Annotated in this window: 11 protein-coding genes; 8 read left to right on the top strand and 3 right to left on the bottom strand. The window is 66.1% G+C overall.

Going from position 1 to position 26,851, the window contains the following annotated elements; genetic code table 11:
* The first annotated feature begins 164 nt into the window (after positions 1-164).
* The 5 genes from NX780_RS12060 (at position 165) to NX780_RS12040 (ending at position 12,798) form a co-directional block, all read left to right on the top strand.
* A complete protein-coding gene (locus NX780_RS12060) occupies positions 165-3,029 on the top strand; it encodes a TonB-dependent receptor domain-containing protein (protein ID WP_258828106.1) in 2,865 nt (954 codons plus the stop codon).
* Positions 3,030-3,420: 391 nt separating this feature from the next.
* Positions 3,421-6,366, top strand: a complete 2,946-nt coding sequence (locus tag NX780_RS12055) for a TonB-dependent receptor (RefSeq protein ID WP_258828105.1) — start codon at positions 3,421-3,423, stop codon at positions 6,364-6,366.
* 221 nt (positions 6,367-6,587) lie between these two features.
* On the top strand, positions 6,588-8,585 hold the full coding sequence (gene tkt, locus NX780_RS12050; protein WP_258828104.1) for a transketolase: 1,998 nt from the start codon (positions 6,588-6,590) through the stop codon (positions 8,583-8,585).
* Between the two features lie 79 nt (positions 8,586-8,664).
* Entirely contained in the window at positions 8,665-9,675 is a 1,011-nt protein-coding gene (gene gap / locus NX780_RS12045) for a type I glyceraldehyde-3-phosphate dehydrogenase (RefSeq protein WP_227800215.1), read from the top strand.
* A 321-nt stretch (positions 9,676-9,996) separates the two neighbouring features.
* Entirely contained in the window at positions 9,997-12,798 is a 2,802-nt protein-coding gene (locus tag NX780_RS12040) for a TonB-dependent receptor plug domain-containing protein (RefSeq protein WP_258828103.1), read from the top strand.
* Positions 12,799-12,868: 70 nt separating this feature from the next.
* Here the strand turns inward: NX780_RS12040 and map are convergent, their stop codons facing one another.
* The 3 genes from map to glnE form a co-directional block, all read right to left on the bottom strand.
* Positions 12,869-13,636, bottom strand: coding sequence for a type I methionyl aminopeptidase (gene map / locus NX780_RS12035; RefSeq protein WP_258828102.1), 768 nt, complete (start codon positions 13,634-13,636; stop codon positions 12,869-12,871).
* 138 nt (positions 13,637-13,774) lie between these two features.
* Positions 13,775-16,723, bottom strand: a complete 2,949-nt coding sequence (locus tag NX780_RS12030) for a TonB-dependent receptor domain-containing protein (RefSeq protein WP_258828101.1) — start codon at positions 16,721-16,723, stop codon at positions 13,775-13,777.
* Positions 16,724-16,871: 148 nt separating this feature from the next.
* Positions 16,872-19,634: a bifunctional [glutamate--ammonia ligase]-adenylyl-L-tyrosine phosphorylase/[glutamate--ammonia-ligase] adenylyltransferase gene (gene glnE, locus NX780_RS12025; RefSeq protein ID WP_307732812.1), complete on the bottom strand. Its 2,763-nt coding sequence runs from the start codon at positions 19,632-19,634 to the stop codon at positions 16,872-16,874.
* Positions 19,635-19,880: 246 nt separating this feature from the next.
* Between glnE and NX780_RS12020 the strand changes: the two genes are divergently transcribed.
* The 3 genes from NX780_RS12020 to tldD all read left to right on the top strand — a co-directional run bounded on the left by NX780_RS12020 (position 19,881) and on the right by tldD (position 26,804).
* A complete protein-coding gene (locus NX780_RS12020; protein WP_258828224.1) occupies positions 19,881-24,053 on the top strand; it encodes a YhdP family protein in 4,173 nt (1,390 codons plus the stop codon).
* 1 nt (position 24,054) lies between these two features.
* Positions 24,055-24,852: a carbon-nitrogen hydrolase family protein gene (locus NX780_RS12015; protein WP_258828099.1), complete on the top strand. Its 798-nt coding sequence runs from the start codon at positions 24,055-24,057 to the stop codon at positions 24,850-24,852.
* A gap of 491 nt (positions 24,853-25,343) precedes the next feature.
* Entirely contained in the window at positions 25,344-26,804 is a 1,461-nt protein-coding gene (tldD, locus tag NX780_RS12010) for a metalloprotease TldD (RefSeq protein ID WP_258828098.1), read from the top strand.
* Positions 26,805-26,851: the final 47 nt, after the last annotated feature.

The following is a 26,851-nucleotide window of genomic DNA, read 5'->3' as shown; positions in this document are numbered from 1 at the left end:
TATTATATTTACACGTGCATACACTTTGATTCTGCTCAAAAGGCGATGTGCGTGAGAGGGAATGGGCTAGTGGATTCCGTGACCCGGGCCAGGCGCATTCGTGATGTTCCAACCGTCGGATTACAAAAATGATTAAAGAAAAAGCCTTATCGCGCGCTGTCCGTATGTCCCTGCTGGTCGCTGGTCTCGGAGTCGCCGCCCAGCCGGTCCTGGCCCAGGAAAAAACCGCCGTCGTCGAAGTGACCGGCACCCGCATTACCTCGCCCGGCATTACCTCGAACAGCCCGATCTCGTCCGTTACCGCCGCTGAAATCCAGGCGAACCAGCCGATCGCGGTTGAGGAATTCTTCAAGAATTTGCCGGCTGCCGCTCCCTCCATCGGCCAGGGCACCAACAACGGTAGCGGTGGCGCGGCGACCATCGACCTGCGCGGCCTCGGTTCGAACCGTTCCCTCGTCCTCATCAACGGCCGCCGCCTGGTGCCATACAGCCTCGACGGTACCGTCGACACCAACTCGATTCCGCTGGCCCTGCTGAACCGCGTCGACCTGGTCACGGGTGGCGCTTCGGTGGTGTACGGCGCCGACGCCGTTGCCGGCGTGGCCAACTTCACCCTGAAGAAGAACTTTACCGGCGTCGACATCAGCAGCACCTATGGCGCGACCGCCGACGAAAAGGACACCAAGCGCCGCCGCGTCGACCTGACGATGGGCGCGAACCTGGATGACGGCCGCGGCAACGTCGTGCTGAGCATCGGCAAGACCAAGACCGACCCGCTGACCCAGGGCGAGCGCGAATACGGCATCACCAGCCTGAACTCGGTTTCCGGCCTGCCGTCCGGCTCGGCAACGACCGTGCCTTCCGGCTTCTCGGTCCCCGTCGGCCCTGGCGGCACCAGCACCCTGGCCGGCAACTGGCAAATCAACCCGGCCACCGGCGCCCTGGTGCAGCCGGCCGTCGCCTACAACACCAACCCGCCGAACTACTACGCGACGGGACTGGAGCGCACCCAGGCCACCGCGCTGGGCAACTACCGCATCAACGATAACTTCGAGGTGTATACCGAGCTGTTCTTCACCGACAGCTCGGTGGCGTCCGCCCTTGCCGAGACCGGTACTTTCGCCAACACCTTCAATGTGCCTATCGGTAACCCGTACATCCCGGCAGCGGCCCGCCAGCAGATCTGCGAACGCCGCGGCATTCCGGCGGCAGCCTGCGTGGTCGGCAACACGACCATGGTGCCGATGACGGTCAACCGCCGCTTCACCGAGCTGGGTCCGCGCTACAACAACTTCGACAACAAGACCCTGCAGTACAACATCGGCCTGAAGGGCGACCTGGCCGGCGACTGGACCTATGACACCTACTGGAGCCGCGGCACCGCCGAGCAGATCCAGACCCGCCAGAACTGGGGTTCCCTGTCCAAGGTCGGCCAGGCGCTCAACGCCCTGACCACCACCGCCTGCGTGAACCCGGCCAACGGCTGCGTGCCGCTGAACGTGTTCGGTGCGGGCGGCTCGATCACCCCGGAACAGGCCGCCTTCATCAACCAGAGCGCGGTGCTGCGCCAGAAGGTCGAGCAGGATGTGTTGCTGGCGTCGATCTCCGGCAACCTGGGCGAGACCTTCAAGAGCCCCTGGGCCGATGACCCGATCGCGCTGTCGCTGATGGCCGAGCGCCGCAAGGTGACCGCTGGCACCCAGTCGGATTCCGCCTCCCAGATCCAGGGCGAAGTGCTGGGCACCGGCGCGCCGACGCCTGACCGCAGCGGCAGCTTCCTGCTGGAAGAGTATGCCTACGAGATGTTCGTCCCGCTGGTGAAGAACAAACCGTTCATCCAGTCGCTGAACATGGAACTGGGCTACCGCACCACCTCGTTCGAGACCGCCGGCAAGTCAAAGGACTACGGCAGCTGGAAGTTCGGTGGTGAATGGGCTCCGGTCAAGATGTTCCGCATGCGCGGCATGGTACAGAAAGCGACCCGCGCACCGAACGTGAACGAGCTGTTCGCGCCGGCCGTCACCAGCCTGTCCAACCTGGCGACCGACCCCTGCCAGGGCGCCCTGATCAACAAGGCCCAGGCGAACACCGCGGGTACCCTGTCGAACCTGTGCCGCCTGACCGGCGTGCCGCTGAGCGAGATCGGCAGCCTGCCCGTGCCGTCCTCGGGCCAGATCAACACCCTGGTCGGCGGCAATACCGAACTGGGCCCGGAATCGGCCAAGACCCGTACCTTCGGCTTCGTGCTCGAGCCGCTGCCGCGCCTGGCCGTCGCCGTCGACTACTACAAGATCGTGATCACGGACGCCGTGTCGCGTCCATCCAGCGCCGACGTGATCGACCGTTGCTACAGCACGGCCTTCAACCCGGGCCTGGTGATGAACGAGGCTTGCGCCGTGATCGGACGTAATCCGCTGAACGGCACCTTCAACGGCGTCGATTCGAAGGGCGTGGCGCGTCCGCAGTCGAACCTGGGCCGCTTCAGCACCGCCGGCGTGGACCTGAACGTGAACTATCGCCTGAACTTCAGCCAGCTGGGCATGGATGCACGTTACGGCAGCCTGGACCTGGGCCTGGGCGCCAACTTCGTCAACGAGTGGGAATACCAGGCAACCCCGAACGCGGTCAACCGCAACTGCCTGGGCTACTACAGCGTGGCCTGCACGGAGATCAACGGCACCATCAACTACAAGCGCAAGTTCAACCAGCGCACCACCTGGAACATGGGCGCCTGGTCGGTCGGCTACAACTGGCGCTACACCAGCGCGCTGGTCGAAGAGCCGGGCGGCGCCACCTTCCTGCCGGCCTTCTCGAGCATTCCCTCGTATAACTACGTGGACCTGAGCGCGAGCTGGAACGTGCTGAAGAACGTGCGCCTGACCGCCTCGGTGACCAACCTGACCGACAAGAAACCGCCGATCGTCGGCGGCACCATCGGCAGCACCGGCACCAACAGCGGCAACACCTTCCCGCAGTACTACGACGCGATCGGCCGCTACATCACCTTCGGCGCATCGGTCAAGTTCTGACCGGATCGCGCTGTCGACACAACCCGGCGCCTCGGCGCCGGGTTTTTTATTTGCGCGCCCGTTGCGAAAACCAGACGAGCATATCCCCCACCGCTGGGGGAATATGGCGCGCCAGGTGGATGCCCTCGGTGCGGGAACGAGGCGGCCGAACGCGGCCAACGAGCGCGATCGCTATTCAATATGTCGCTAACTTTCGTCAAGTTCGCATATGTATGCGTCATCTTCTGCGACTTTGGAGATAATTGACGAGCTCCTGTGTGAATGTTGTCATGCCAAAAGCTCAAGTGTTTGTCTTGCGACGAAATCCTTGAGTGCATTGGCGCTCCTGCGCCCGAGACGACAAATTGCGGCCCGCTGCGCGGTCGCCGCATCATCCATAGGAAGACACACCATGTTGAGAAAGACAGTGCTGGCCCATGCGCTCACCATCGCATTCGCCGCATCCAGCCTCAGCCTCGCTCTGGGCGGCAGCGCCCACGCCGCCTCCAACTCGGCCGGCGACATCGTCGGCCGCGCCGCGGCCGGCACCGTGATCACCATCGAGAACAAATCGATCGGTTTCACGCGCAGCCTGACCGTCGGGCAGAACGGCGACTACCAGCTGACCATGCTGCCGCCCGGCAGCTATGTGGTGCGCGCCAAGCGCGCCGACGGCGCGGTCGAAGAGCGCCAGGTGTCGGTCACGGCCGGCGAGGGCGTGTCGGCCAACTTCGAGGCCGCCGGCACCAATACCGTCGTCGTGACCGGCCGCCTGCAGCGCATCGATGTCAAGTCGCCCGAATCGAGCATGGTCCTGAACGAGGCCGCGATCGACCGCATCCCGGTGGCGCGCGACGTTACCGCCGTGGCCCTGCTGGCCCCCGGCGCGACCCGCGGCGACCCGCGCATCGGTTCGACCACGCTGCGTGCCGGCAACGTGCCGTCGCTGGGCGGCGCGTCGCCTGCCGAGAACGTCTATTACATCAACGGCTTCAACGTCACCAACATGCTCAACGGCGTGGCGTTCAACCAGGTGCCGTTCGAGGCGATCGCGCAGCAGCAGGTCAAGACCGGCGGCTACGGCCCGGAATACGGCCGTTCGCTGGGCGGCGTGCTGTCGGTGACGACCAAGCGCGGCACCAATGAATGGAAGGGCGGCGCCAACGTGATCTGGAGTCCGGTCGACTTGCGCGCCAAGGAAGTGTACGCCGAGCGCGGCGCCAGCAGCGGCAACTGGGTCACCAGCGAGCGCCCGGGCGGCCTGGACGACCTGCAGGCCAACCTGTGGCTCGGTGGCCCGGTCGTCGAGGACAAGCTGTTCGTCTTCGGCCTGGTGCAGGGCGCCGACATCGAGCAGAACACCTTCGGTTCGAGCGTCCAGACGCAATACAAGACCAGCACGCCGCGCTACCTCCTGAAGGCGGACTGGAACATCACCGACAAGAACCTGCTCGAGTTCACCGCCTTCAGCGACAAGAGCAAGGACAAGGTCCGCACCTGGAACCTGGCGCGCCCGTACAGCGACACGCCGACCACCGAGAAGCTGCCGGACGAATACACCACCGGCGGCGAGAACTACATCGCCAAGTACACTTCCTGGCTGACCGACAGCTTCACCATCTCGGCCCTGGCCGGCCTGGGCCGCTACAACAACGGCCAGGTGATCGGCTCGGCGGCCTGCCCCTACATCACCGACAACCGCACCGCGACCACCCGCCTGCTGGGCTGCGCCACGGCGCCCTCGACCAGCCTGTCGGACGCCAGGGACGAACGCAAGGCCTACCGCATCGACGCCGAATGGAACCTGGGCGACCACGGCCTGCGCTTCGGCCTGGACAACGACGAGTACAAGGTCGTCAGCGGCAGCATCAGCTCGGGCGGCGCGCGCGAATGGATCCGCACGGCCGCTCCCGGCGCGACCCTGTCGAACGGCTACACCAACAACACCGGCGCCGCCTTCGACTACGTCGAGTCGCGCCACTTCGAGAACGGCGGCGCCTTCACCACCAAGAACGCGGCCTACTACATCGAGGACAACTGGCAGGTCAGCAAGAACCTGATGCTGAACGTCGGCGTGCGCAACGAATCCTTCGAAAACCTGAACGCGGAAGACAAGACCTTCATCAAGGTGAAGAACACCTGGGCGCCACGCCTCGGCCTGAGCTGGGACGTCAAGGGCGACCAGAGCATGAAGCTGTTCGCGAACGCGGGCCGCTACTACATCCCGGTGATGTCGAACACCAATGTGCGCCTCTCGGGCGCCGAGCTCGACTACACCGAGTTCTACCGCTACACCGGCAGCAACGGCGCCGACGCCTTCCAGCGTCCGGGCCGCGGCGAGCAGCTCGGCACCCGCGTGGTCAGCTCCAACGGCGAGGCGGGCGATCCGCGTTCGGTGGTGGATCCGAACATCAAGCCGATGTACCAGGACGAGTTCATCGTCGGCTTCCAGCAGGCGCTGGCCAACCGCTGGTCGGTGGGGGCGAAGGTCACCCACCGCAAGCTGCAGTCGGTGATGGACGACATGTGCAACGGCCCGGGCGCGCAGAGCTGGGCGCTGGCCAACGGCTTCAACGCGTCACAGGCGGCCATCATCGGCGAGGCCATCAACCACTGCTTCCTGTACAACCCGGGCGGCGACCTGACCGCCAACATCGACCTGGAAGACGGCAAGGGCCTGACCGCCATCAAGATTCCGGCAGCCTCGCTCGGCTTCGAGAAGCCGGTGCGCAAGTGGACCGCGGTCGAATTCACCTTCGAGCGCGCCTGGGACGGCAAGTGGAACCTGCAGGGCTCCTACGTCTGGGCCAAGTCGCGCGGCAATACCGAAGGCTACGTCAAGTCGGACATCGGCCAGGATGACGCCGGCATCAGCCAGGACTGGGACTACCCGGGCCTGATGGAAGGCGCCTACGGCTACCTGCCGAACGACCGCCGCCACACCCTGAAGCTGTTCGGCGCCTACCAGCTGACCCCGGAACTGCGCATCGGCGCCAACGTGATCCTGCAGAGCGGCCGTCCGCTGAACTGCCTGGGCTACTACGCGGGCAACCTCGATGAAGTCTCGATCGAGTACAAGTCCGCTTCGTTCTGGTGCAACCGCAAGCTGAACCCGCGCGGCACCCTGGGCCGCCTGCCATGGACCCGCGAGCTCGGCCTGCAGGCGAGCTACCAGCCGGCGTGGTTCAAGGGCAGCACCTTCACGGTCGACGTCCTGAACGTGCTGAACGCGCGCGCCGTGGCCCAGGTCGAGGAGGCCGGCGAGGCTTCGCTCGGCACGCCGAGCCCGACCTACCTGCAGCCGGGCGCCTTCCAGCCGGGCCGCAGCATCCGCTTCATGGCGCAGTACGAGTTCTAAGGACTTTGTCTCCACGGCCCCGCGCCGCCGCCGGCGGCGCGGGGCCATTTTCATTTTTCCCGCATGCCGCCCGGCTGCCCTCGGGACGGCTGCAGGCCAGGGTTAATGTTCTTATAATGAGGGGGCGCCGCTTTCGGCTCCTGGCGGACGGCTCTGGTAAAATAATGGGCTACGGCCAGACGTATCGCCACCGCTTTCCCATCCTTGATCCTTCGTATCCCATGAAATCTACGCAAACCACCACCCTGATGGCCAACGCGATCCGCGCGCTGGCGATGGACGCCGTCCAGAAGGCCAACTCCGGCCACCCGGGCATGCCGATGGGCATGGCCGAGATCGGCGTCGCGCTGTGGGACAAGCACTATCGCCACAACCCGGCCAATCCGGGCTGGTTCAACCGCGACCGTTTCCTGCTCTCGAACGGCCATGGCTCGATGCTGCACTATGCGATGCTGCACCTGGCCGGCTACGACCTGACCATGGACGACCTGCGCGATTTCCGCCAGCTGCATTCGAAGACCGCCGGCCACCCGGAAGTCGGCATCACCCCGGGCGTGGAAACCACCACCGGCCCGCTGGGCCAGGGTATCGCCAACTCGGTCGGCATGGCGCTGGCGGAATGGCTGCTGAGCTATGAATTCAACCGCCCGGGCTACGAAGTGGTCGACCACTACACCTACGCCTTCCTGGGCGACGGCTGCCTGATGGAAGGCATCTCGCACGAGGCCGCCTCGCTGGCCGGCACCCTGCGCCTGAACAAGCTGATCTGGCTGTACGACGACAACGGCATCTCGATCGACGGCCGCGTGGAAGGCTGGTTCACCGACGACACCCGCAAGCGCTTCGAAGCCTACGGCTGGAACGTCATCGGCCAGATCGACGGCCACAGCGTTGCCGACGTCTCCGCCGCCATCGAGCAGGCCAAGCAGTCGGACCGTCCGACCCTGATCATGTGCAAGACCATCATCGGCAAGGGCGCCCCGAACCTGGAAGGCGGAGACAAAGTCCACGGCGCCCCGCTGGGCGACAAGGAAATCGCGGCCGTGCGCCAGCACCTGCTGTGGGATCCGATCCCCTTCGACATCCCGGCCGACGTCTACGAAGCCTGGGACGCGAAAGCGCGCGGCGCACAGGCGGAATCCGAATGGAACGCCAAGTTCGCCGAATACCGCGGCGCCCACCCCGAGCTGGCCGCCGAGTTCGAGCGCCGCATGAAGAGCGAGCTGCCGGGCAACTTCCAGCAGGTGCTGGACGCCGCCATCGCCTCCTGTGTCGAGAAGAAAGAAACCATCGCCACCCGCAAGGCCTCGCAGAACGCGATCCAGGCCCTGGCCCCGGCGCTGCCGGAATTCCTGGGCGGCTCGGCCGACCTGACCGGCTCGAACCTGACCAACTGGAAAGAATCGGTCGCCGTGCGTTCGGGCATCCCGGGCAACCACATCAACTACGGCGTGCGCGAATTCGGCATGGCCGCGATCCAGAACGGCGTCGCCCTGCACGGCGGCTTCATCCCCTTCGGCGCAACCTTCCTGACCTTCTCGGACTACAGCCGCAACGCCCTGCGCATGGCCGCCCTGATGAAGATCCGCTCGCTGTTCGTGTTCACCCACGACTCGATCGGCCTGGGCGAAGACGGCCCGACCCACCAGTCGATCGAGCACGTCTCCTCGCTGCGCCTGATCCCGAACCTGGACAACTGGCGTCCTTGCGATACCGTCGAGTCGGCGGTGGCATGGGGCGCGGCGGTCCAGCGCAAGGACGGCCCGTCGACCCTGATCTTCTCGCGCCAGAACCTGCCGTTCATGGAGCGTGACGGCGCCACCGTCGCCAACGTGGCGAAGGGCGGCTACGTGCTGCGCGACGCCGCGGATGTCAAGGTCGTGCTGATCGCCACCGGTTCGGAAGTCGAGCTGGCGGTCAAGGCTGCCGATGCGTTGGCAGGCGAGGGCATTGCCGCACGTGTCGTCTCGATGCCGTCGACCGACGTGTTCGAACGCCAGGACGCCGCCTACAAGGCGCAAGTCCTGCCGCGCGGTATCCCGCGCGTCGCGATCGAAGCCGGCGTGACCGACTTCTGGTACAAGTACGTGGGCCTGGAAGGCGCCGTGGTCGGTATCGACACCTTCGGCGAATCGGCGCCGGCGCCGGTGCTGTTCAAGCACTTCGGCTTCACCGTCGAGAACGTCGTGGCCAAGGCCAAGGGCGTGATCGGCGCGTAAGATTCATCGCGGGCTGCTGTGAGAGGCAGCCCGTTTCGTATGCGTGATAAAAAAGTTTCTTTCTAATCAGGAGCAAAGCATGACGATCAAAGTTGCAATCAACGGTTATGGCCGCATCGGCCGCAACATCCTGCGCGCCTTCTACGAAGGCGGCAAGAAGCAAGACATCCAGATCGTGGCGATCAACGACCTCGGCAATGCCGAATCGAACGCCCACCTGACCCGCTACGACACCGCGCACGGCAAGTTCCCGGGCACCGTCACGGTCGAAGGCGACAACATGATCGTCAACGGCGACAAGATCCGCGTGTTCGCGCAGCGCAACCCGGCCGAGATCCCATGGGGCGAGCTGGGCGTGGACGTGGTGCTGGAGTGCACCGGCTTCTTCACCACCAAAGAGAAAGCGTCGGCCCACCTGAAGGGCGGCGCCAAGAAGGTCATCATCTCGGCGCCGGGCGGCAAGGACGTCGACGCGACCATCGTCTACGGCGTCAACCAGGACGTGCTGAAGTCGAGCGACACCGTGATTTCGAACGCCTCCTGCACCACCAACTGCCTGGCCCCGCTGGTCAAGCCCCTGCACGAAGCCATCGGCCTGGAAACCGGCCTGATGACCACCGTGCACGCCTACACCAACGACCAGGTGCTGACCGACGTGATGCACGAAGACCTGCGCCGCGCCCGTTCGGCCACCCAGTCGATGATCCCGACCAAGACCGGCGCCGCCGCCGCGGTCGGCCTGGTGCTGCCGGAACTGAACGGCAAGCTGGACGGCTTCGCGATCCGCGTGCCGACCATCAACGTGTCGATCGTCGACCTGTCCTTCATCGCCAAGCGCGACACCACCGTGGATGAAGTCAACCAGATCATGAAGTCGGCATCGGAAGGCGCCCTCAAAGGCATCCTGACCTACAACACCGACCCGCTGGTCTCGGTCGACTTCAACCACAACCCGGCATCGTCGAACTTCGACGCGACGCTCACCAAGGTGTCGGGCCGCCTGGTGAAGGTCTCGTCCTGGTACGACAACGAGTGGGGCTTCTCGAACCGCATGCTCGACACCACCGTCGCGCTGATGAACGCCAAGTAATAACTTCCGGCCTCTGCCGCCAAGGAAACCCCGGACCGAAAGGTCCGGGGTTTTTTTACGCCCGTGCGAGACAAAGCTTGACTTCCCTGGCAAACGATGGGCTGCCTGTATGGACGGGATGTATAGACAGATTCACCTGTCTCGCACGCACGTTTTCGGCAATTGTCTGCAATGAATCTGTCTAATTTTGTGTGAAAACAACATTTGACTCCGGCAATTTTCAAATTTTCTTCGTTGCCTATGTTTGAAAAGATAAACATCTGCCAAACTCATGCGTGCTTTGTTTAGACAAAGCCGCAACATAGCAATCACGGAGAAATTTTGAAGAAGCAACTCGTTTTGAAGACCAGTGTCGTGGCCGTCGCCATGACCCTGGCATCGTCGTACGGCTTTGCGCAAGACGCCGCCGGCGGCGCTCCCGCAGCACAGCCGGTCCAGAAGGTCTACGTGACCGGTTCGAACATCAAGCGCGCGGTTGACACCGAGACCTCCTCGCCGGTCCAGGTCGTGACCGCCGCCGAGATCGCCACCATCGGCGCCAGCACCGTCAAGGACGTGCTGGACACCCTGACCGCCAACACCGGCGCCCTGTCCGACCTGGGCGGCGGCAATTCCTTCGCGGCCGGCGCCTCGGGCGTCTCGCTGCGCAACCTGGGCAAGAACTCGACCCTGACGCTGCTGAACGGCCGCCGCGTGTCGAACTACGGCCTGGCCGACGGCGGCCAGGAAACCTTCGTGAACATCGACGCGCTGCCGTCGGAGATCATCGAACGCGTCGAGATCCTGCTCGACGGCGCCTCGGCCGTGTACGGCTCGGACGCTGTCGCCGGCGTGATCAACATCATCACCAAGAAGGACTTCAAGGGCACCACCGTGCGCGCGAGCGCCCGCCAGTCGCTGCTGAACAGCAAGCTCGACAAGGACCAGACCGCCTCGATCACCACCGGTTTCGGTGACCTGGTCAACGACGGCTGGAACGTGTTCGGCCACCTCGAGGCCTACCACCGCAACCCCTACACCGACCGCGACGTCGAAGCGACCGTCGCGCCCTGGTACCTCGAATACGTGAATCCGAGCTTCGGCGTCACCTCGACCTATTCCTACCCGGGTAACTTCGTCGACCGCTATCCGAGCAACTACGCCGATCCCGCGCTGGCCGGCAAGTCCTTCACGGTCGCCCGTCCGGGCTGCGAAACCATCGTCGACGGCACCTGCCGCTTCGACCAGTACGGCCGCCTGGGCATCCACGCCGAAGCCAAGCGCGTCAACTTCTACGGTGGCGGCCGCCTGAACATCGACCAGGACCACCAGCTGTATACGGAAGTCACCCTGGCCCAGACCAAGACGAGCTACTACAACCCGCCGCCGATCATGCAGTACACCGGCACCCCGTCGAACTGGTACAGCGCGAAGAGCAATTCGCTGGTGTCCTTCACCGAGCCGAAGCTGCCGGTGGGCCATCCGGACAATCCCTACTCCTTCCCGGTCGCGCTGCGCTATCGCTACGCCGACAATATGGACATGTTCAAGAGCGCCGTCACCGCCAACCAGTACCGCGTGCTGGTCGGCATGGAAGGCTACGACTACGGCTGGGACTGGAACGCCGCGGTCGGCGTGATGGGCTCGAAGGTCGACAATGACGAGCGCGGCGCCAAGCATGCCGCCAACTACCTGGCTGCCATCAACAGCGGCGAATACCGCTTCGGCGGCCAGAACAGCCCGGAACTGCTGGACCGCATGTTCCCGACCATCACCTTCGGTGGCGAGTCGAAGCAGATCTTTGCCGACATCAAGGGTTCGCGCGAGCTGATGCAGCTGCCGGGCGGCGCCCTGGGCCTGGCGGTCGGCGCCGATTTCCGCCGCGACCAGTTCGATTCCTGGACCAGCCAGAACGTGGCCAACGCCGAGATCGTCGGCTACGGCTCGATCGCCGTCACCGGCGCGCGCAACATCGCCGCCGCGTTTGCCGAACTGAACGCACCGCTGACCAAGAAGCTGGAAGTCAACGGCGCGGTCCGTGTCGACAAGGTCGGCGACACCGACGCCTCGCTGGTGCCGAAGCTGTCGGCTCGTTACGAAGTCAACAAGAGCTTCATGCTGCGCGGTACCTTCGCCCACGGCTTCCGTGCGCCGAACGTCGCCGAGACCGGCAAGGTCGCGCTGGCCGCCTTCAACAACGGCGTCACCGATCCGAAGCGTTGCGCCACCGCCAACCGCATCTATGACGTGCTGAAGAACGGCACGGCGCTGGACAAGGCCGACAGCCTGCGTGCCCGCGACCTGGGTTGCAGCGTCAGCTTCGCCTCGGCAGTGCAGGGCAATCCGGACCTGGAGCCGGAGAAGTCGCGCAGCTTCAACGCCGGCTTCGTGATCGAGCCGATCAAGAACCTGAGCCTGACCCTGGACTACTACAAGATCGAGCGCCGCAACGAAATCGGCACCCGTGACACCGACGAAGTGCTGGCCAGCGAAGACCTGGTGCCGGGCAGCGTGAACCGCCTGGCCGTCACCGCCGACGACCTGCGCCTGGCCGCCCGCGCAAGCGAACTCTCCGGCCAGACCTTCACCTGGCCGGTCGGTCCGGTGGCGTCGCTCAACCGCCGCTACGAGAACCTGCACAAGACCCGCGTCGAGGGCCTGGACATGGAGATCAACCACCGCGCGAACCTGGGTGCGTACGGCCGCCTGGTCACCAACGTCAAGGCGAACTACCAGCTCGACTACCGCACCTGGGACAGCATCGAGAACGACTACAGCGAAAACCTGGTGGGCAACTACTACAACTGGCGCTACAACGTCCGTGCCGCCACCACCTGGGCCAAGGGCGACTGGAAGGTCGGCGGCGTCGTGACCTATGTGCCGGGAACCAAGCTGATCGACTGGAAGTACTCGAGCAACTGGACCCTTGACGGCTGTGCGGACCAGGGCATTCCTTCGGAATACTGCCGCATCAAGGAAGACGTGCTGGTCAACCTGAACCTGAGCTATTCGGGTATCAGGAACACCACCATCTCGGCCTACCTGAACAATGTGTTCAACCGCAAGGAGCAGGTCGACATGCGCGCCGGCGACCCGTCGCCGCGCGGCCGCACGCTGCGCGTGGCGCTGGAGTACAGCTTCTAAGCTGAATTCCCGGCACCATGAAAAAACCCCGGCGTTTGCGCGCCGGGGTTTTTTTTCGCCATGCGGCGGCTTACTTGTCGTGGCTGCCCGGCGTGAGGATCTCGAAGCCGTGCGCGGTGACGGCGATCATGTGCTCCCACTGGGCCGACAGCGACTTGTCGGCGGTGACCACGGTCCAGCCGTCATCCAGCTGATCGACGTCGGGCCCGCCCAGGTTGATCATGGGCTCGACCGTGAAGGTCATGCCTTCCTTGAGCAGCAGCCCGGTGTTCGGGCGGCCGTAGTGCAGCACCTGCGGGTCTTCGTGGTAGACGCGGCCGATGCCGTGGCCGCAGTAGTCGCGCACCACCGAGTAGCCGGCGCTCTCGGCCAGCTTCTGGATCGCGTGGCCGACGTCGCCCAGGCGCGCGCCCGGCTTCACGGCGCGGATGCCGGCCATCATGGCCTTGTAGGTGGTCTCGACCAGCTTCTGCGCCTCGGGACGCGGGGTGCCGGCGTAGTACATGCGGCTGGTGTCGCCGTGCCAGCCGTCCTTGATCACGGTGACGTCGATGTTGACGATGTCGCCATCCTGCAGGACATCCTTCTCGCTGGGGATGCCGTGGCAGACCACGCCGTTGATCGAGGTGCACAGGGTCTTGGGGAAGCCGTGGTAGCCGACGTTGGCCGGCGTCGCCTTCTGCACCTTGCGGATGAATTCATTGCAGCGGCGGTCGAGCTCCTCGGTGGAGACGCCCGGGACCACGTATTCGCCGATCATCTCGAGCACGTCGGAGGCCATGCGGCCGGCCACGCGCATCTTGTCGATGTCCTTTTGATTCTTGAGTTTGATTGCCATGGGGGATGGACGGGTCGCCGTCCTGATGCGTGGAAACGCACATGATACCGTGCCCTATCAGGAATGGCGCTGTCAGCCGACAGCGCCAAACGACGAAAACGCCCCGGAGGGCGTTTTCAGGCTGCATGGCGCGCGGGATTACAGCTTGACGCGCAGGCCGACGTAGATGCGGCGGCCGATCGCGTCGTACACGTCGGCGGCCGTTTCGGCGCCGGTGACGTTGCCCGGCAGGCCGCTGATGATCGGCGGCGCCTTGGTGTCGAAGACGTTGTCGATGCCCAGGATCACCTCGGTCGACTTGCGCAGCGCGTAGGTCATCTGCAGGTCGGTGTAGGTGCGCGAACCGACGCCGAGCGACTTCGGCGCCAGGTCGAAGCCCGACAGGAACTGGTCGTCCAGGTAGGACTTGCCGATGTAGCTGAAGGTCGACTGGATGTTGAAGTCGTTCCACTGGTAGCCGAGGTTCAGCGAGGCCTTGTTCTTGGCCGAGCCGACTTCGCCGGCGCTCTCGTCGATGTCGGCATCCGGCAGGCCGCGATCCCACAGGTTGCGCACCCAGGTGTAGGCCAGGCGGGTGTTCATGCGGCCAGGACCGACGCGGTCGGCCCAGCCCACGGTCAGGTCGACGCCTTCGGTGCCCAGGCCGCCGCTGTTGCTGACGGCGGTGTCGATGAACTCCAGCGAGCCGGCGCTGTTGGCGCCGACGGCGTTCGGGCGGCGGGTGATGAAGCTGCAGAAGGCCTGGTTGCCGCCGGCGTAGCAGTTACGCAGGGCGTACTGGCGGTCGGTCGGCACGATGGCGTCCGCAATCTTGATCTTGAAGTAGTCGGCCGTGAAGGTCATGCGGTTCAGGGCGCGGATCGAGCGCGGGGTCCAGACCACGCCGACCGTGGTCGAGCGGCCTTTTTCTTCCTGCACGTCCGGGTTGCCGCGGTTGTAGCCGCTGATGCCCTGGAGGTCGGACTGGTTCAGGGTGAAGGCGCCGTTGGCGTTGATGTTGGCCATCACGCCCGGTGCGGCGCGGCAGGCCGCGTCGTACAGGCCGGTCGAGGTGGCGGTCACGCCCAGGCAGGGATCCTGGATGCCGGTCGGGAAGTCCTGGCTCGGGGCCTGGTACAGCTCGTCGATGTTCGGCGCGCGGGTCGACAGCGAGCGGGTGGCGCGGACCTTGAAGTCGGACACCGGCGACCATTCGAGGCCGGCGTTCCAGCTGTTGGTGCGGCCGACGGTCGAGTAGTCGGAAGCGCGGTAGGCACCCAGCAGGGTCAGCTGCTTGGCGAACGGCTTGTCCTTCAGCAGCGGGAGGCGGCCTTCGACGAAGATTTCCTTGACGCTGAAGTCACCCTGGGTTTCCGGGGTCGCGTTGCCGGCGTTCAGGCCGGCCTGGGTCAGGGCGTCCGGCGTCGCGCGCGATTCTTCCTTGCGCCATTCGAAGCCGGTCGCGAACGACAGGGCGCCGGCCGGCAGTTCCCACACGTCACCGTTGATCGAGCCGCCCACGATGGTCTGGGTGATGACCGATTGCAGGGAACCCGGCGCGGCGATGTAGCGCACCGCTTCGGGGCTCATGGTCATGGCGCCGAACACATTGGCCGGCACGCAACCCTGGGCACGCGCGTTGGCGTCGCGGCAGATCGCATCGGTGCGGCTGCCGTTGCCGTTCAGGTCGTCCACGTCGACGATGGCTTCCAGAGCATTGCGGAAGTTCAGCACGTTGACCTGGCCGCCCGATTCCTGGGCTTCCTTGGTCTGGCCGTAGGCGCCGAACAGTTCATAGTTGAACTTGTCGGCGATCAGGCCCTTCAGGCCGGTGGCCACGCGGAAGGTGTCGCGCTCGGCGCGGCTGCCGCGGTTGCCGAAGTCGGCCATGCGGCGGGTGAAGTAGTAGTCGCGCGCGCCGTCGCCGTCGGTGTCGCTGATGCGGTCCCACAGGTATTGCGGCACGATCGGGTTGCGCACGTAGCTGCCGTTCACCAGGAACTCGGCCGGCACCTGGCCGCCGGTGGACGGGTAGATGTCTTCGGCGCCGAGCGGATACGGTTCGATGGTGGTCGAGACGCGGGTCGAGGCATAGTTACCCTCGAAGAAGGCCGAGTGGTTGGCGTTGAGCTGGATTTCGCCGGTCAGGGCCATCAGGAAGCGCTCGGTCGGCACGGCGATCGCGCGGTAGGCCGAGCGGTTGAAGCCGGTAGGCTGGGCGCCGCCCGTGCCATTGGTGTTGGCCGGAATCGGGTTGCCGGCGGCGTCGTAGGTGAAGCTGCCGCTGTCCGGGTAGAAGGTGCCCGCGGGCGTGAAGCCCGAGTAGAAGGGACGCTGGATGACGAAGGCGTCGGCCGCCTCGCCGGTCACGCCGGCCATGCGCGAGTACTGGTCGACGGCGGCGAACTTGCGGTCGCGCGACATCACGGCGCCCTGGCGCGAGTAGCCCAGGTGACCCATGACGTTGGCGGTGCCTTCGTCGTTGCTGGTGCCGAAGGTGATCGAGGCCTTGCGCTTCTGGTCGTCGCCCTGCTCGTAGGTTTCGCCCATCTGCGCATCGAACAGGATGCCGTTGAAGTTGCGCTTGGTGATGATGTTGACCACGCCGGCCACCGCATCCGAACCGTAGGTCGCCGAGGCGCCGCCGGTCAGCAGTTCGACGCGCTCGATGAAGTCGGTGGGGATCGAGTTCAGGTCGACCGAGGCCGAGCCCGGCACGCCGGACACGAAGCGGCGGCCGTTGAGCAGGACCAGGGTACGGGAGGTGCCGAGGTCACGCAGGTCGATGGTGGCGACGCCCGCGCTCGCGGTCGAGAAGTTCGAGTTGGTGCGGCTGATGCCCGGCGTGCCGATGGTCGGGTTCTGCAGCAGCAATTCCTGCAGGTTGGTGGCGCCGGAGGCAGCGATGTCGGCCGCGGTCAGCACTTGCAGGGGGGAGGGCGATTCGGCGCCCGGGGCAGCGATGCGCGAACCGGTCACCGTCACGACTGCCGCCTGGCCAGCGGGTTGCGCCGGCGCGTCGGTCTGTGCATGGGCAGCGTGCATGCCGAGCGTGACACCGCCCAGGCAGATCAGCCGGATCGAGCGGGACAGGATAGTTTCCATCATTTCTGAATGCTCCTAGGAAGGTATGAAGGCGGCCGCCAAGCGGCCGCTGCAATGTAAAACCAACCCGCATTCTTTTTGAAACGATGTATATCGGTCAATTGTGTGCTGCTACTGATTTAACACTGTTGTATTTTTGTATTGAATCACGTCACGTTTCCAAAAGGATATGCCACAATCGGGTAACCGCGTCGGAATGCGCCTTCACCAAAGCAGGCTCGACCCTGGCCTTGTCCTGCCCCTGCAAACGCACCTGGTGCTGCAGCTTGCGCATGGTCCGGTAGGCATCCGCGACCTTCGCCGCCAGCGCCGCGTCGATCAGTCCCAGTTCGCCGCACATGCGAAGAAGCGCGATATTGCCGGCGTTTGCCGTCAGTTGCGGGTAGGTGGCTGCGTGGCGCAGCACCAGGTACTGGACGATGAACTCGATATCGATCATCCCGCCTTCGTCCTGCTTCAGGTCGAACAGCTCGCCGCGATTGAAGTTGGCGTCGCGCATGCGCCGGCGCATGGCGCGGATCTCTTCCTTCAGCTCGGCCTCGCGACCGCTCCTGTCCTTGCGCAGCACGCGCTCGCGGATCGCCTCGAAGCGCGCGCCGATGGCGGCGTCGCCGGCGCAGAAGCGGGCCCGGGTCAGGGCCTGGTGCTCCCACAGCCAGGCGGAACTGTCCTGGTAGCGCTCGAAGGCGCTCACCGAACTCACCAGCATGCCGCTGGCCCCGTCCGGGCGCAGGGCGGTGTCGACGTCGAACAGGATGCCGGCCGCCGTGTGGGCCGTGTTCCAGGTGATGAAGCGTTGCGCGAGTTTCGCGTAATTGGATGGCGCGCTGTCGTCTTCGTCGTCGAACAGGAAGATCACGTCGAGGTCGGAGACGTAGCCGAGCTCCTTGCCGCCCAGCTTGCCGTAGGCGATGACGGCGAAGCGCGGTTCTTCGACGTGGCGGGTGGCGACCGTGCGCCAGGCGTGGCGGATGGTGGCGCCGACGATGGTGTCGGCCAGCAGGGACAGGTGGTCGGCCAGGCGCTCGACCGACAATTCGCCGGCCAGGTCCAGGGCCAGCAGGCGGAACAGCTGGGCGTGGTGGGTCTCGCGCAGGATGTCGAGCTGGCGCTCGGTGTCGCCCGCCGCCTCGCATAACTGGGCGTCGAGGCTGGCGGCCAGTTGCTTGATGTCCTCGGCGCCGGCATTGCGGTCGTCGAGCAGCTCGTCGAGCAGGATCGGATGCTGGGCAAGATAGGTGGCGGCCCAGCCGCTGGCATTGATCATCCGGATCACCCGTTCCAGGGTGTGCGGGTATTCGGTCAGCAGGGAGAGATATGCCGAGCGGCGCGCGATGGCCTCGAAGAAGTCGAGCAGGCGGCCAAGGGTCGCCGCATGGCTGCCGACGCCGGCTTCCCGCACCACGGTGGCGATCTGGCCCAGCGCCGTGTCGGCGAGGGCCAGCAGGCGGGCGCGGCTGGCTTCGGGCAGGCTCACGAGGCGCGGACCCTGCAGGGTGGAGACCAGGCGGGCGGCGGCGCCCGCCGGCTCGTCGTAGCCGAGCTCGACGAGCCGCGCGGCGATCAACTCGCGGTTCTCGGGGTCGTCGGCCAGCAGGACGACGTCGGGATCGGGGCTCTCGCTCTTGTCGGCGAAGATGGCGTCGAACTGGGCCGCCACATAGGTGCGCTGCTCCTCCAGGCGCGCCAGCAGGGTCGCCACACTTGGTGCGCCCATCATTTCCGCCACCAGCTGGCGGTCGGCCTCGCCCACCGGCAGGGTATGGGTCTGGGCATCCTCCAGGTACTGCAGGCGGTGCTCCAGGTTGCGCAGGAAGGTGTAGGCGGCGAGCAGGCGCTCGACCGTGTCCTGGGGCAGCAGTTCGCGTTCACCCAGCAGGCGCAGGGTCGCGCGGGTGGAGCGGTCGCGCAGGGCGGGGTCGCGCCCGCCGCGGATCAGCTGGAAGACCTGGGCCAGGAATTCGATCTCGCGGATGCCGCCGCGCCCCAGCTTGACGTTGTGGCTGCGCTCGGGGTGCAGGCGTTCCTGGCGCTTCACTTCGGCGCGGATCTGGGCGTGCATATTGCGGATCGCGTCGATCACGCCGAAGTCGAGGTAGCGGCGGAAGACGAAAGGCCGCACGATGGCGTCCAGGGCGGCGATGTCCTCGGGATCGCCGGTGACCGCGCGCGCCTTGACCCAGGCATAACGCTCCCATTCCCGGCCCTGCACAATGAGGTATTCCTCGACCATGGCGAGGCTGGCCGCGAGCGGGCCCGAGTTGCCGTTGGGCCGCAGCGCCATGTCGACCCGGAAGGTGAAGCCGTCCTCGATGATCTCGGACAGTGCCGCGTTCAGGCGGCGGCCGAGGCGCACGAAGAACTCGTGGTTGGACAGCTGGCGCTGGCCGGGGCCGGCGGCAGTCTCGCCATCCTCGGGGTAAACGAAGATCAGGTCGATGTCGGAGGAGACGTTGAGCTCGCCGCCGCCGCCCTTGCCCATGGACAGCACCATCATCTGCTGGGGGCGGCCGGATTCCTCGCCCATCGGCACGCCGTGGGCCTGGATGAGCTCGTCGGTGAGGGCCGCCAGGTGGGTCTGGATGGCGAAGTCGGCGAAGCGGGTCATGGCGGTGACGACTTCGTCGAGGTCGGCGCGTCCCTCCAGGTCGCGCCGGATGATGGCGCAGACCCACAGGTTGCGTACCCGCCGCATGGCGCGCGGCAGGGGCAAGCCGGCCTCGAGCTCGCGCGCCAAGGCTGCGCCGAGGTCGGCCTGCGCCAGCGATAATCGGGTGATGTCGTCGAGCAGCGCGGAACGGGCCGGGTCGGCATCGAGCCAGCGTTGCAGGAATCGGGAGAAGCGTTGAGGTGGAACCGCGACCGGCGGGGCTGGGGGCATGGCTTTCCTTAAGTGTTTTTTGCCGTCCGGCAGGCATTCGTGCGGTAGAATTGCCCGCCGTGCTGCGCCGGTCAGCAGGATGGTAAGGTAGACGCCGCGCCCCGTGCAAGCCACGCGGATGCGAAAAATTCCTCCATGGCTGCGTTGCCTCGTCTCGTCGTACTAGCGTACTGCCTCGACTCGGCGCCGGATTGCCGGGCCACTTGCCCTGGAATTTTTTTCACATCCGCTACCTGTTATTAGAGAATATATTTACGGCGAGCCTTTTTGAGCACCTTGATGGACAATCCGGAACCGCAGGCCGCATGCGAGCACCTGCCGCTCGCCGTTCGATGGCAGCGGCTGCGCGCCGCCTATCGCTATGCGAACCTGGCCTCGCACCACGTCCTCGGCTTCACCATCAAGCTGGTGCTGTTCATCTACTTCGCGCTGGCCGTGCTCTTCCTCGTGCTGCGCTACGCCGTCCTGCCCAATATCGGTCTCTATAAGAGCGACATCGAAAACGCGGCCGGACGCGCCCTCGGCAACCGGGTCGCCATCGGCCAGCTGGCCGCATCCTGGCAGGGCATCCACCCCCGGCTGTTCCTGGGCGAGGTGCGCCTGATCGACCCCGCGGGGCGCCAGCTGCTGGCCCTGCCTTCCGTCTCGGCGACCCTGTCCTGGTGGAGCCTGGCCGCTTTCGAGCCGCGCCTGCATGCGCTCGAGATACGCCGGCCCCAGCTCGACGTGCGCAGGGGCCGGGACGGCGTCTTCACCGTGGCCGGGGTGCGCCTCGACCCCAGCAAGAAGGAGGAGGGCGGCGGCGCTGACTGGCTGCTGCGCCAGCGCGAGATCGTGGTGCGCGAGGGCCGCGTCGACTGGACCGACGAGCTGCGCGGCGCGCCGGCCCTGGCCCTCACCGACGTCACCATGGCCCTGCTCAACCGCTTTGGCGGAGGCCACCGTTTCGCACTGCGCGCCACCCCGCCGCGCGCCTACGCCAGGCCCCTGGACGTGCGCGCCCAGTTCCGCCACCGCTTCGGCGCCCGCCCATCGGACGTCACGCGCTGGAAGGGCGAGCTCTACGCCGACCTGCGCGACGCCGACCTGACGGCCTGGCGCCGCCACATCGACATGCCTTTCGAGCTGTCGCGCGGACGCGGCTCGCTGCGCGCCTGGCTGAACTTCGACCACGCCCGGCTGGCCGGCTTTACCGCCGACCTGGCCCTGGCCGACGTCAATGCCCGGCTCGACCCGCAGCTCGCGCCGCTGGCCCTGGCGCGCCTGAGCGGACGCCTGGCTGCGCGTGAAGAGCTGCTGCCGGGCCAGGAAGACGGCAAGCCGACCTTCGGCGCCCACGGCCATACCATCAGCCTGACGGGCTTCACGATCACGACCGTGGATGGCAAGGCCCTGCCGCCGGCCACGCTCGAGCAGCGCTGGCGCCCGGCGCAGCGCGGCAAGCCCGAGCGCGGCGAGCTGCGCGCCCGCCAGCTCGACGTCGGCGCGCTGGCCGCGCTGGCCAACTACCTGCCGCTTCCGCCCCAGCAGCGCCAGATGCTGCAGGACTACGCACCGCGCGGCGTGCTGCGCGACGTGTCGGCAGAGTGGACCGGCCGCTATCCCGCGCTGCGCGGCTTCCACGTGCGCGCCGACGTGGCGGGCCTGGCGCTCAAGGCCCAGCCGGCCCGCCCGGCGCAGGCGGCCCGGCCCGGCGTGCCGGCCTTGCCCGCCCGGCCGGCCACGCCCGGCTTCCAGAACCTCAGCGGCAGCGTCGACGCCACCGAGGGCGGCGGCAGCGTGACGGTCGATTCGACCGCCCTGGTGCTGGACATGCCGGCCTGGTTCGCCGATCCGGCGCTGCCGCTCGACCGCCTGGACATGAAGGCGCGCTGGACCTACGATCCGGGCCGCCAGCTGCTGCTCGAATTCGAACGCCTGGAATTCGCGCTTGGCGCGCTCAACGGCGCGCTGTCGGGACGCCACGCGCTGCCGCTCGGACCGGGGGCGGGACCGGGCACGGCCGATTTCACGGGCACCCTGGACGGCTTCGCGATCGATTCGATCGGCCGCTTCCTGCCGCTGGCCACCCCGGAACATCTGCGCGACTGGCTGGTCGGCGCCCTGCGGGGCGGCACCCTGAAGGACGCCACCTTCCGCCTGCGCGGCGACCTGGCCGGCTTCCCTTTCCGCGCGACCAACGTGCTGGAGCGGGCGCGCGGCGAATTCAACGTGGCCGGCCGCCTGCAGGATGCGCGCCTCGAGTACGCGCCGGGGCACCGGCATCCGGACGGCACGCCGCTGTGGCCGCTGGCCGAACACATCAACGGCCGCATCGAGTTCGACCGCGCGCGCATGGAGATCCATGGGGATACCCTGCGCACCCTGGGTGTCGCGCTGTCGAATGTGAAGGCGGTGATTCCCGACCTCGGCGCGCACGAGAAGATGATGCTGGAGATCGACGGCGCCGCCAGCGGACCCCTGCAGGAATTCCTGCGCTACGTGGCGGCGAGCCCGGTGACAGGCTGGATCGGCCACTTTCTTGAGGAAACCCGTGGAAGCGGCAATGCGCGGCTTGGCTTGAAACTGCGCATGCCGCTGGCGCACCTGCCGGAAACGAAAGTGCAGGGCAGCCTGCAATTGATGGGCAACGACGTCAGCCTGTTCCCGGAACTGCCGCCCCTGAACGCGGCGCTGGGCCGGATCGACTTCCATGACCATGGCGTGAACCTGAACGGTGTCGGCGCCAGCTTCCTGGGCGGGCCGCTGGCCTTGTCCGGCGGCACCCAGCGCGACGGCAGCATCGCGATCCGCATGGCAGGCACCTTGTCGAGCGAGGGCATGCGCCGCACCGCGCCGATGCCGGCCCTGCAGCGCCTGGCGACCCGCCTGTCCGGCAGCACCCCGTACTCCGGCGTGGTGGCGGTGCGCGAAGGCCGCCGCACGGTGACCCTCGAATCGAACCTGGCCGGCCTCGGCATGGAGCTGCCGGCGCCGCTGAACAAGCCGGCGCCGAATGCGCTGCCGCTGCGCTTCGTGCTCGCGGGGGAGCCGACCGTGAACGGCCTGGCGCACGACGATATCCGCATCGGCCTGGGCGACGACATCGCCGCGCGCTACCAGCGCGAGAAGCAGGGCCGCGGCCCCTGGATCGTGCGCCGCGGCGGCATCGGCGTGAACGTGCCGGCGCCGGAGCCGGATAGCGGCATGATGATCCACGTCGACATGCGCGCGCTGAACGTGGATGGCTGGATCGCGGCCGGCAAGGCGATCGCCGGCGAGGATGCCGTCGCCGCGGCGGGCGAGGAGGGCACTGGCGGTGGCTTCGCCCAGTACGTGATGCCGACCGTGCTGGCCGGCCGGGTGGCCGAACTGACCATCGGCGAGCGCCGCATGGCCGACGTGGTGCTGGGCGCCACCCACCTGCGCGACACCTGGCAGGCCAACATCCATTCGCGCCAGGCCAGCGGCTACCTGACCTGGGTCGAGTCGGCGGGCGGCCTGGGCAAGGTGACCGCGCGCCTGGCTTCGCTCGTGATCCCCGAATCGGCCCAGGCCGAAGTGAAGGACCTGCTGGAGTCGAACCGCGGCGCCAGCGCCACCATTCCTTCGCTCGACATCGTCGCCGAGCAGTTCCAGCTGTTTGACAAGCGCCTCGGACGCCTCGAGCTGCAGGCGAACAATGTGCAGGCGCTCGCCGGACGCGAGTGGCGCATCAACCGCCTGACCCTCGACAATCCGGACGGCCAGCTGAAGGCTAACGGGCGCTGGCTGACCAAGGACGGCCGCAGCACCACCAGCCTGAATTTTGCGCTGGACATCGATGACGCCGGCAAGCTGCTCGATCGCCTCGGCTTCCCCGAGACACTGCGCCGCGGCAAGGGCAAGATGTCGGGCGATATCGCCTGGAGCGGGCTGCCGTATGCGCTGGACATTCCGAGCCTGTCGGGGCAGATCGAGATGAACGTGGAGTCGGGCCAGTTCCTCAAGCAGGATCCCGGTGCCGCCAAGCTGCTGGGCGTGCTCAGCCTGCAGGCCCTGCCGCGCCTGCTGAAGCTGGACTTCCACGATGTGTTCTCGGAAGGGCTGGCTTTTGACGGCATCAGCGCCAATGCCATCATCCAGCGCGGCGTGCTGCGTACGGATAACCTGAGAATGCATGGGGTCGCGGCCACCGTCCTGATGGACGGCAGCGCCGACATCGCCAACGAGACGACCAATCTGCGCGTGGTCGTGATCCCCGAGTTCAACCTGGGCACCGGGCCGCTGGTGTACGGCCTGGCGGTCAATCCCGTGATCGGCATCGGCAGCTACCTTGCCCAGCTGTTCCTGCGCGCGCCGGTGATGAAGGCGTTGACCTACCAGATGCGCATCTCGGGGCCATGGAAGTCACCCACCATCACCAAGCTCGACAACCCACCGCCGGCCCCGCCACCCCCGCGCCCGGCCGCGAAGAAACAAGGAAAGGATTGATATGGCGACCGTAGCCGCAGTACAGATGGTGTCCACGCCCGTGGTCGAAGAAAATCTCGCGACCGCGCGCCGCCTTGTGGGCGAGGCCGCGGCAACCGGCGCGCAGCTGGTGGCGCTGCCCGAGTACTGGCCCATCATGGGCATGAGCGACAGCGACAAGGTCGCGCACGCGGAGCAGCAGGGGAGCGGTCCGATCCAGCACTGCATGGCGGCGCTGGCGCGCGAACACGGCATCTGGCTGGTCGGCGGCACGCTGCCGCTGGTGTCCCCGAGCGCCGGCAAGGTATTGAACACGACCCTGGTCTACGACCCGCAGGGCGTGGAGGTGAGCCGCTACGACAAGATCCACCTGTTCGGCTTCAACAAGGGCAGCGAATCCTACGACGAGGCGCGCACCATCGTGCCGGGCGAAAGCGTGGGCGCCTTCGAGGCCCCGTTCGGCCGCGTCGGCCTGTCGGTCTGCTACGACCTGCGCTTCCCGGAACTGTTCCGCGCGATGGGCGAATGCGCGCTGATCATCGTCCCCGCGGCCTTCACCCACACGACGGGCCTGGCCCACTGGGAAGTCCTGCTGCGCGCCCGCGCCATCGAAAACCAGAGCTACGTCCTGGCCTCGGCCCAGGGCGGCCTGCACACCAACGGCCGCCGCACCTTCGGTCACAGCATGCTGATCGACCCCTGGGGCGAAGTGAAGGCCGTGCTGCGCGAAGGCGAGGGCGTGATCCACGGCGAACTCGACGCGACCTTCCTGGCCGGCGTGCGCGAAAGCCTGCCTGCCCTGCGCCACCGCAAGCTGTAAATCCTCCCCTGGCCCTCGCAACGAGGGCCAGCGTCGAATAGTTCGCCATATCCTTTTCTTTGTCGACGGCGAACCATGTTTCATTCCTATCGCCAATAGTCCGACGGTTCATGCTCAACGTCGACGCTGACCGTGTTGAAGCACGCTGACTTGGGGTCAGAGTCGAATTGTTCGCCAAGATCTACCGCTCAGTAGCTTGCAGTCCATGTTTCGTCTTTCTTAGCAATAGTTTTACGGACCGTGCTCAATAATTTGACTCTGACCCTAATTAGGGGATGGGGTGGTCAATTGCCTGGTAATGAGGGTCAGAGTCGAATTATTTGCCAAGAAACTCGGATCAATTGGCGTAATGCCAGATCTATTATTCAACGGGTATGGTCTGAAGGATCGTGCTCAACAATTTGACTCTGACCCCATTTGGGTGGTTTGTGTCCGGTACGATGTGGGCGGATATGGCACAATGAAACTTCCATAGAAAGACCGAACGCAAAATGAAACCATTCGAACCGAACCTTTCCTCCCTGGCCGTCGCCCGTGACGTGCTGTTGACGCCCTTTGGCCTCGACGAGGGCAAGCTGCTCAAGGCGCTGGGCTCGATGTTCACGCACAAGGTCGATTACGCCGACCTGTATTTCCAGTTCACCAAGAGCGAGGGCTGGAGTCTCGAAGAGGGCATCGTCAAGACCGGCAGCTTCTCGATCGACCAGGGTGTCGGCGTGCGGGCCGTGTCGGGCGAGCGCACGGCGTTTTCGTATTCCGACGATATTTCCGAAGCGGCGCTGCTGGATGCGGCGGCGGCGACGCGCACCATTGCGCGCGCGGGCGCTGGCCGCGTGAAGATCGCCACCGCGGCGCGTCCGACCGGTGGCCGCTCGCTCTACCTGCCGCACGATCCGCTCGCTTCGCTCGACGCGACCGCGAAGGTGAAGCTGCTGGAGCGGGTCGAGAAGATGGCGCGCGCCAAGGATCCGCGCGTGGTGCAGGTGATGGCCGGCCTGGCCGGCGAATACGACGTCGTGCTGGTGGTGCGTAGCGATGGCGTGCTGGCGGCGGATATCCGACCGCTGGTGCGCGTGTCGGTGACGGTCATCGCGGAGCAGAACGGCCGCCGCGAAGTCGGCTCGTCCGGCGGGGGCGGGCGCTACGACTATGGCTACTTCAGCGACGAGCTGCTGGACAAGTATGCGAGCGAGGCCGTGAAGTCGGCCTGCGTCAACCTGGAGGCGCGTCCGGCGCCAGCGGGGCCGATGACCATCGTGCTCGGCCCGGGCTGGCCCGGCGTGCTGCTGCACGAGGCGGTCGGCCATGGCCTGGAGGGGGACTTCAATCGCAAGGGTTCCTCGGCCTACGCGGGCCGCATCGGCGAGCGCGTTGCGGCCAAGGGCGTGACCGTGGTCGACGACGGCACCCTGCAGGACCGCCGCGGTTCGCTGAACATGGACGACGAGGGCAACCCGACCCAGTGCACCACCCTGATCGAGGACGGCATCCTGAAGGGCTATATCCAGGACACCCTGAACGCGCGCCTGATGAAGATGCCGGTGACCGGCAATGCGCGCCGCGAGTCCTTCGCCCACCTCCCGATGCCGCGCATGACCAACACCTATATGCTGGCCGGCGACAAGGATCCGCAGGAGATCCTCGCCTCGGTGAAGAACGGCCTGTACGCGGTGAACTTCGGTGGCGGCCAGGTCGACATCACCAACGGCAAGTTCGTGTTCTCGGCAAGCGAAGCCTATATGATCGAGAACGGCAAGATCAGCTATCCGGTCAAGGGCGCCACCCTGATCGGCAACGGTCCGGAAGTGATGAACAATATCTCGATGATCGGCAACGACATGCGCCTGGATTCGGGCGTCGGCGTGTGCGGCAAGGAAGGCCAGAGCGTCCCGGTGGGCGTCGGCCAGCCGACCCTGCGCATCGATGGCGTGACCGTGGGCGGTACCGCCTGATATCCACCCCGCTACTCACGGCATGAACAGCAACGCCCGGTTTCGAC

Source organism: Massilia agri (assembly GCF_024753255.1).
Taxonomy (GTDB): Bacteria; Pseudomonadota; Gammaproteobacteria; order Burkholderiales; family Burkholderiaceae_D; genus Telluria; species Telluria agri.
Note: the sequence above shows the minus strand (reverse complement) of the source record. Positions and strands in the feature narration are given on the sequence as shown.

Coding starts and splice junctions, on each gene's coding strand:
- NX780_RS12060 (WP_258828106.1), top strand. CDS start 165: ATGTCCCTGCTGGTCGCTGGTCTCGGAGTCGCCGCCCAGCCGGTCCTG.
- NX780_RS12055 (WP_258828105.1), top strand. CDS start 3,421: ATGTTGAGAAAGACAGTGCTGGCCCATGCGCTCACCATCGCATTCGCC.
- tkt (WP_258828104.1), top strand. CDS start 6,588: ATGAAATCTACGCAAACCACCACCCTGATGGCCAACGCGATCCGCGCG.
- gap (WP_227800215.1), top strand. CDS start 8,665: ATGACGATCAAAGTTGCAATCAACGGTTATGGCCGCATCGGCCGCAAC.
- map (WP_258828102.1), bottom strand. CDS start 13,636: ATGGCAATCAAACTCAAGAATCAAAAGGACATCGACAAGATGCGCGTG.
- NX780_RS12030 (WP_258828101.1), bottom strand. CDS start 16,723: ATGATGGAAACTATCCTGTCCCGCTCGATCCGGCTGATCTGCCTGGGC.
- NX780_RS12020 (WP_258828224.1), top strand. CDS start 19,881: ATGGACAATCCGGAACCGCAGGCCGCATGCGAGCACCTGCCGCTCGCC.
- NX780_RS12015 (WP_258828099.1), top strand. CDS start 24,055: ATGGCGACCGTAGCCGCAGTACAGATGGTGTCCACGCCCGTGGTCGAA.
- tldD (WP_258828098.1), top strand. CDS start 25,344: ATGAAACCATTCGAACCGAACCTTTCCTCCCTGGCCGTCGCCCGTGAC.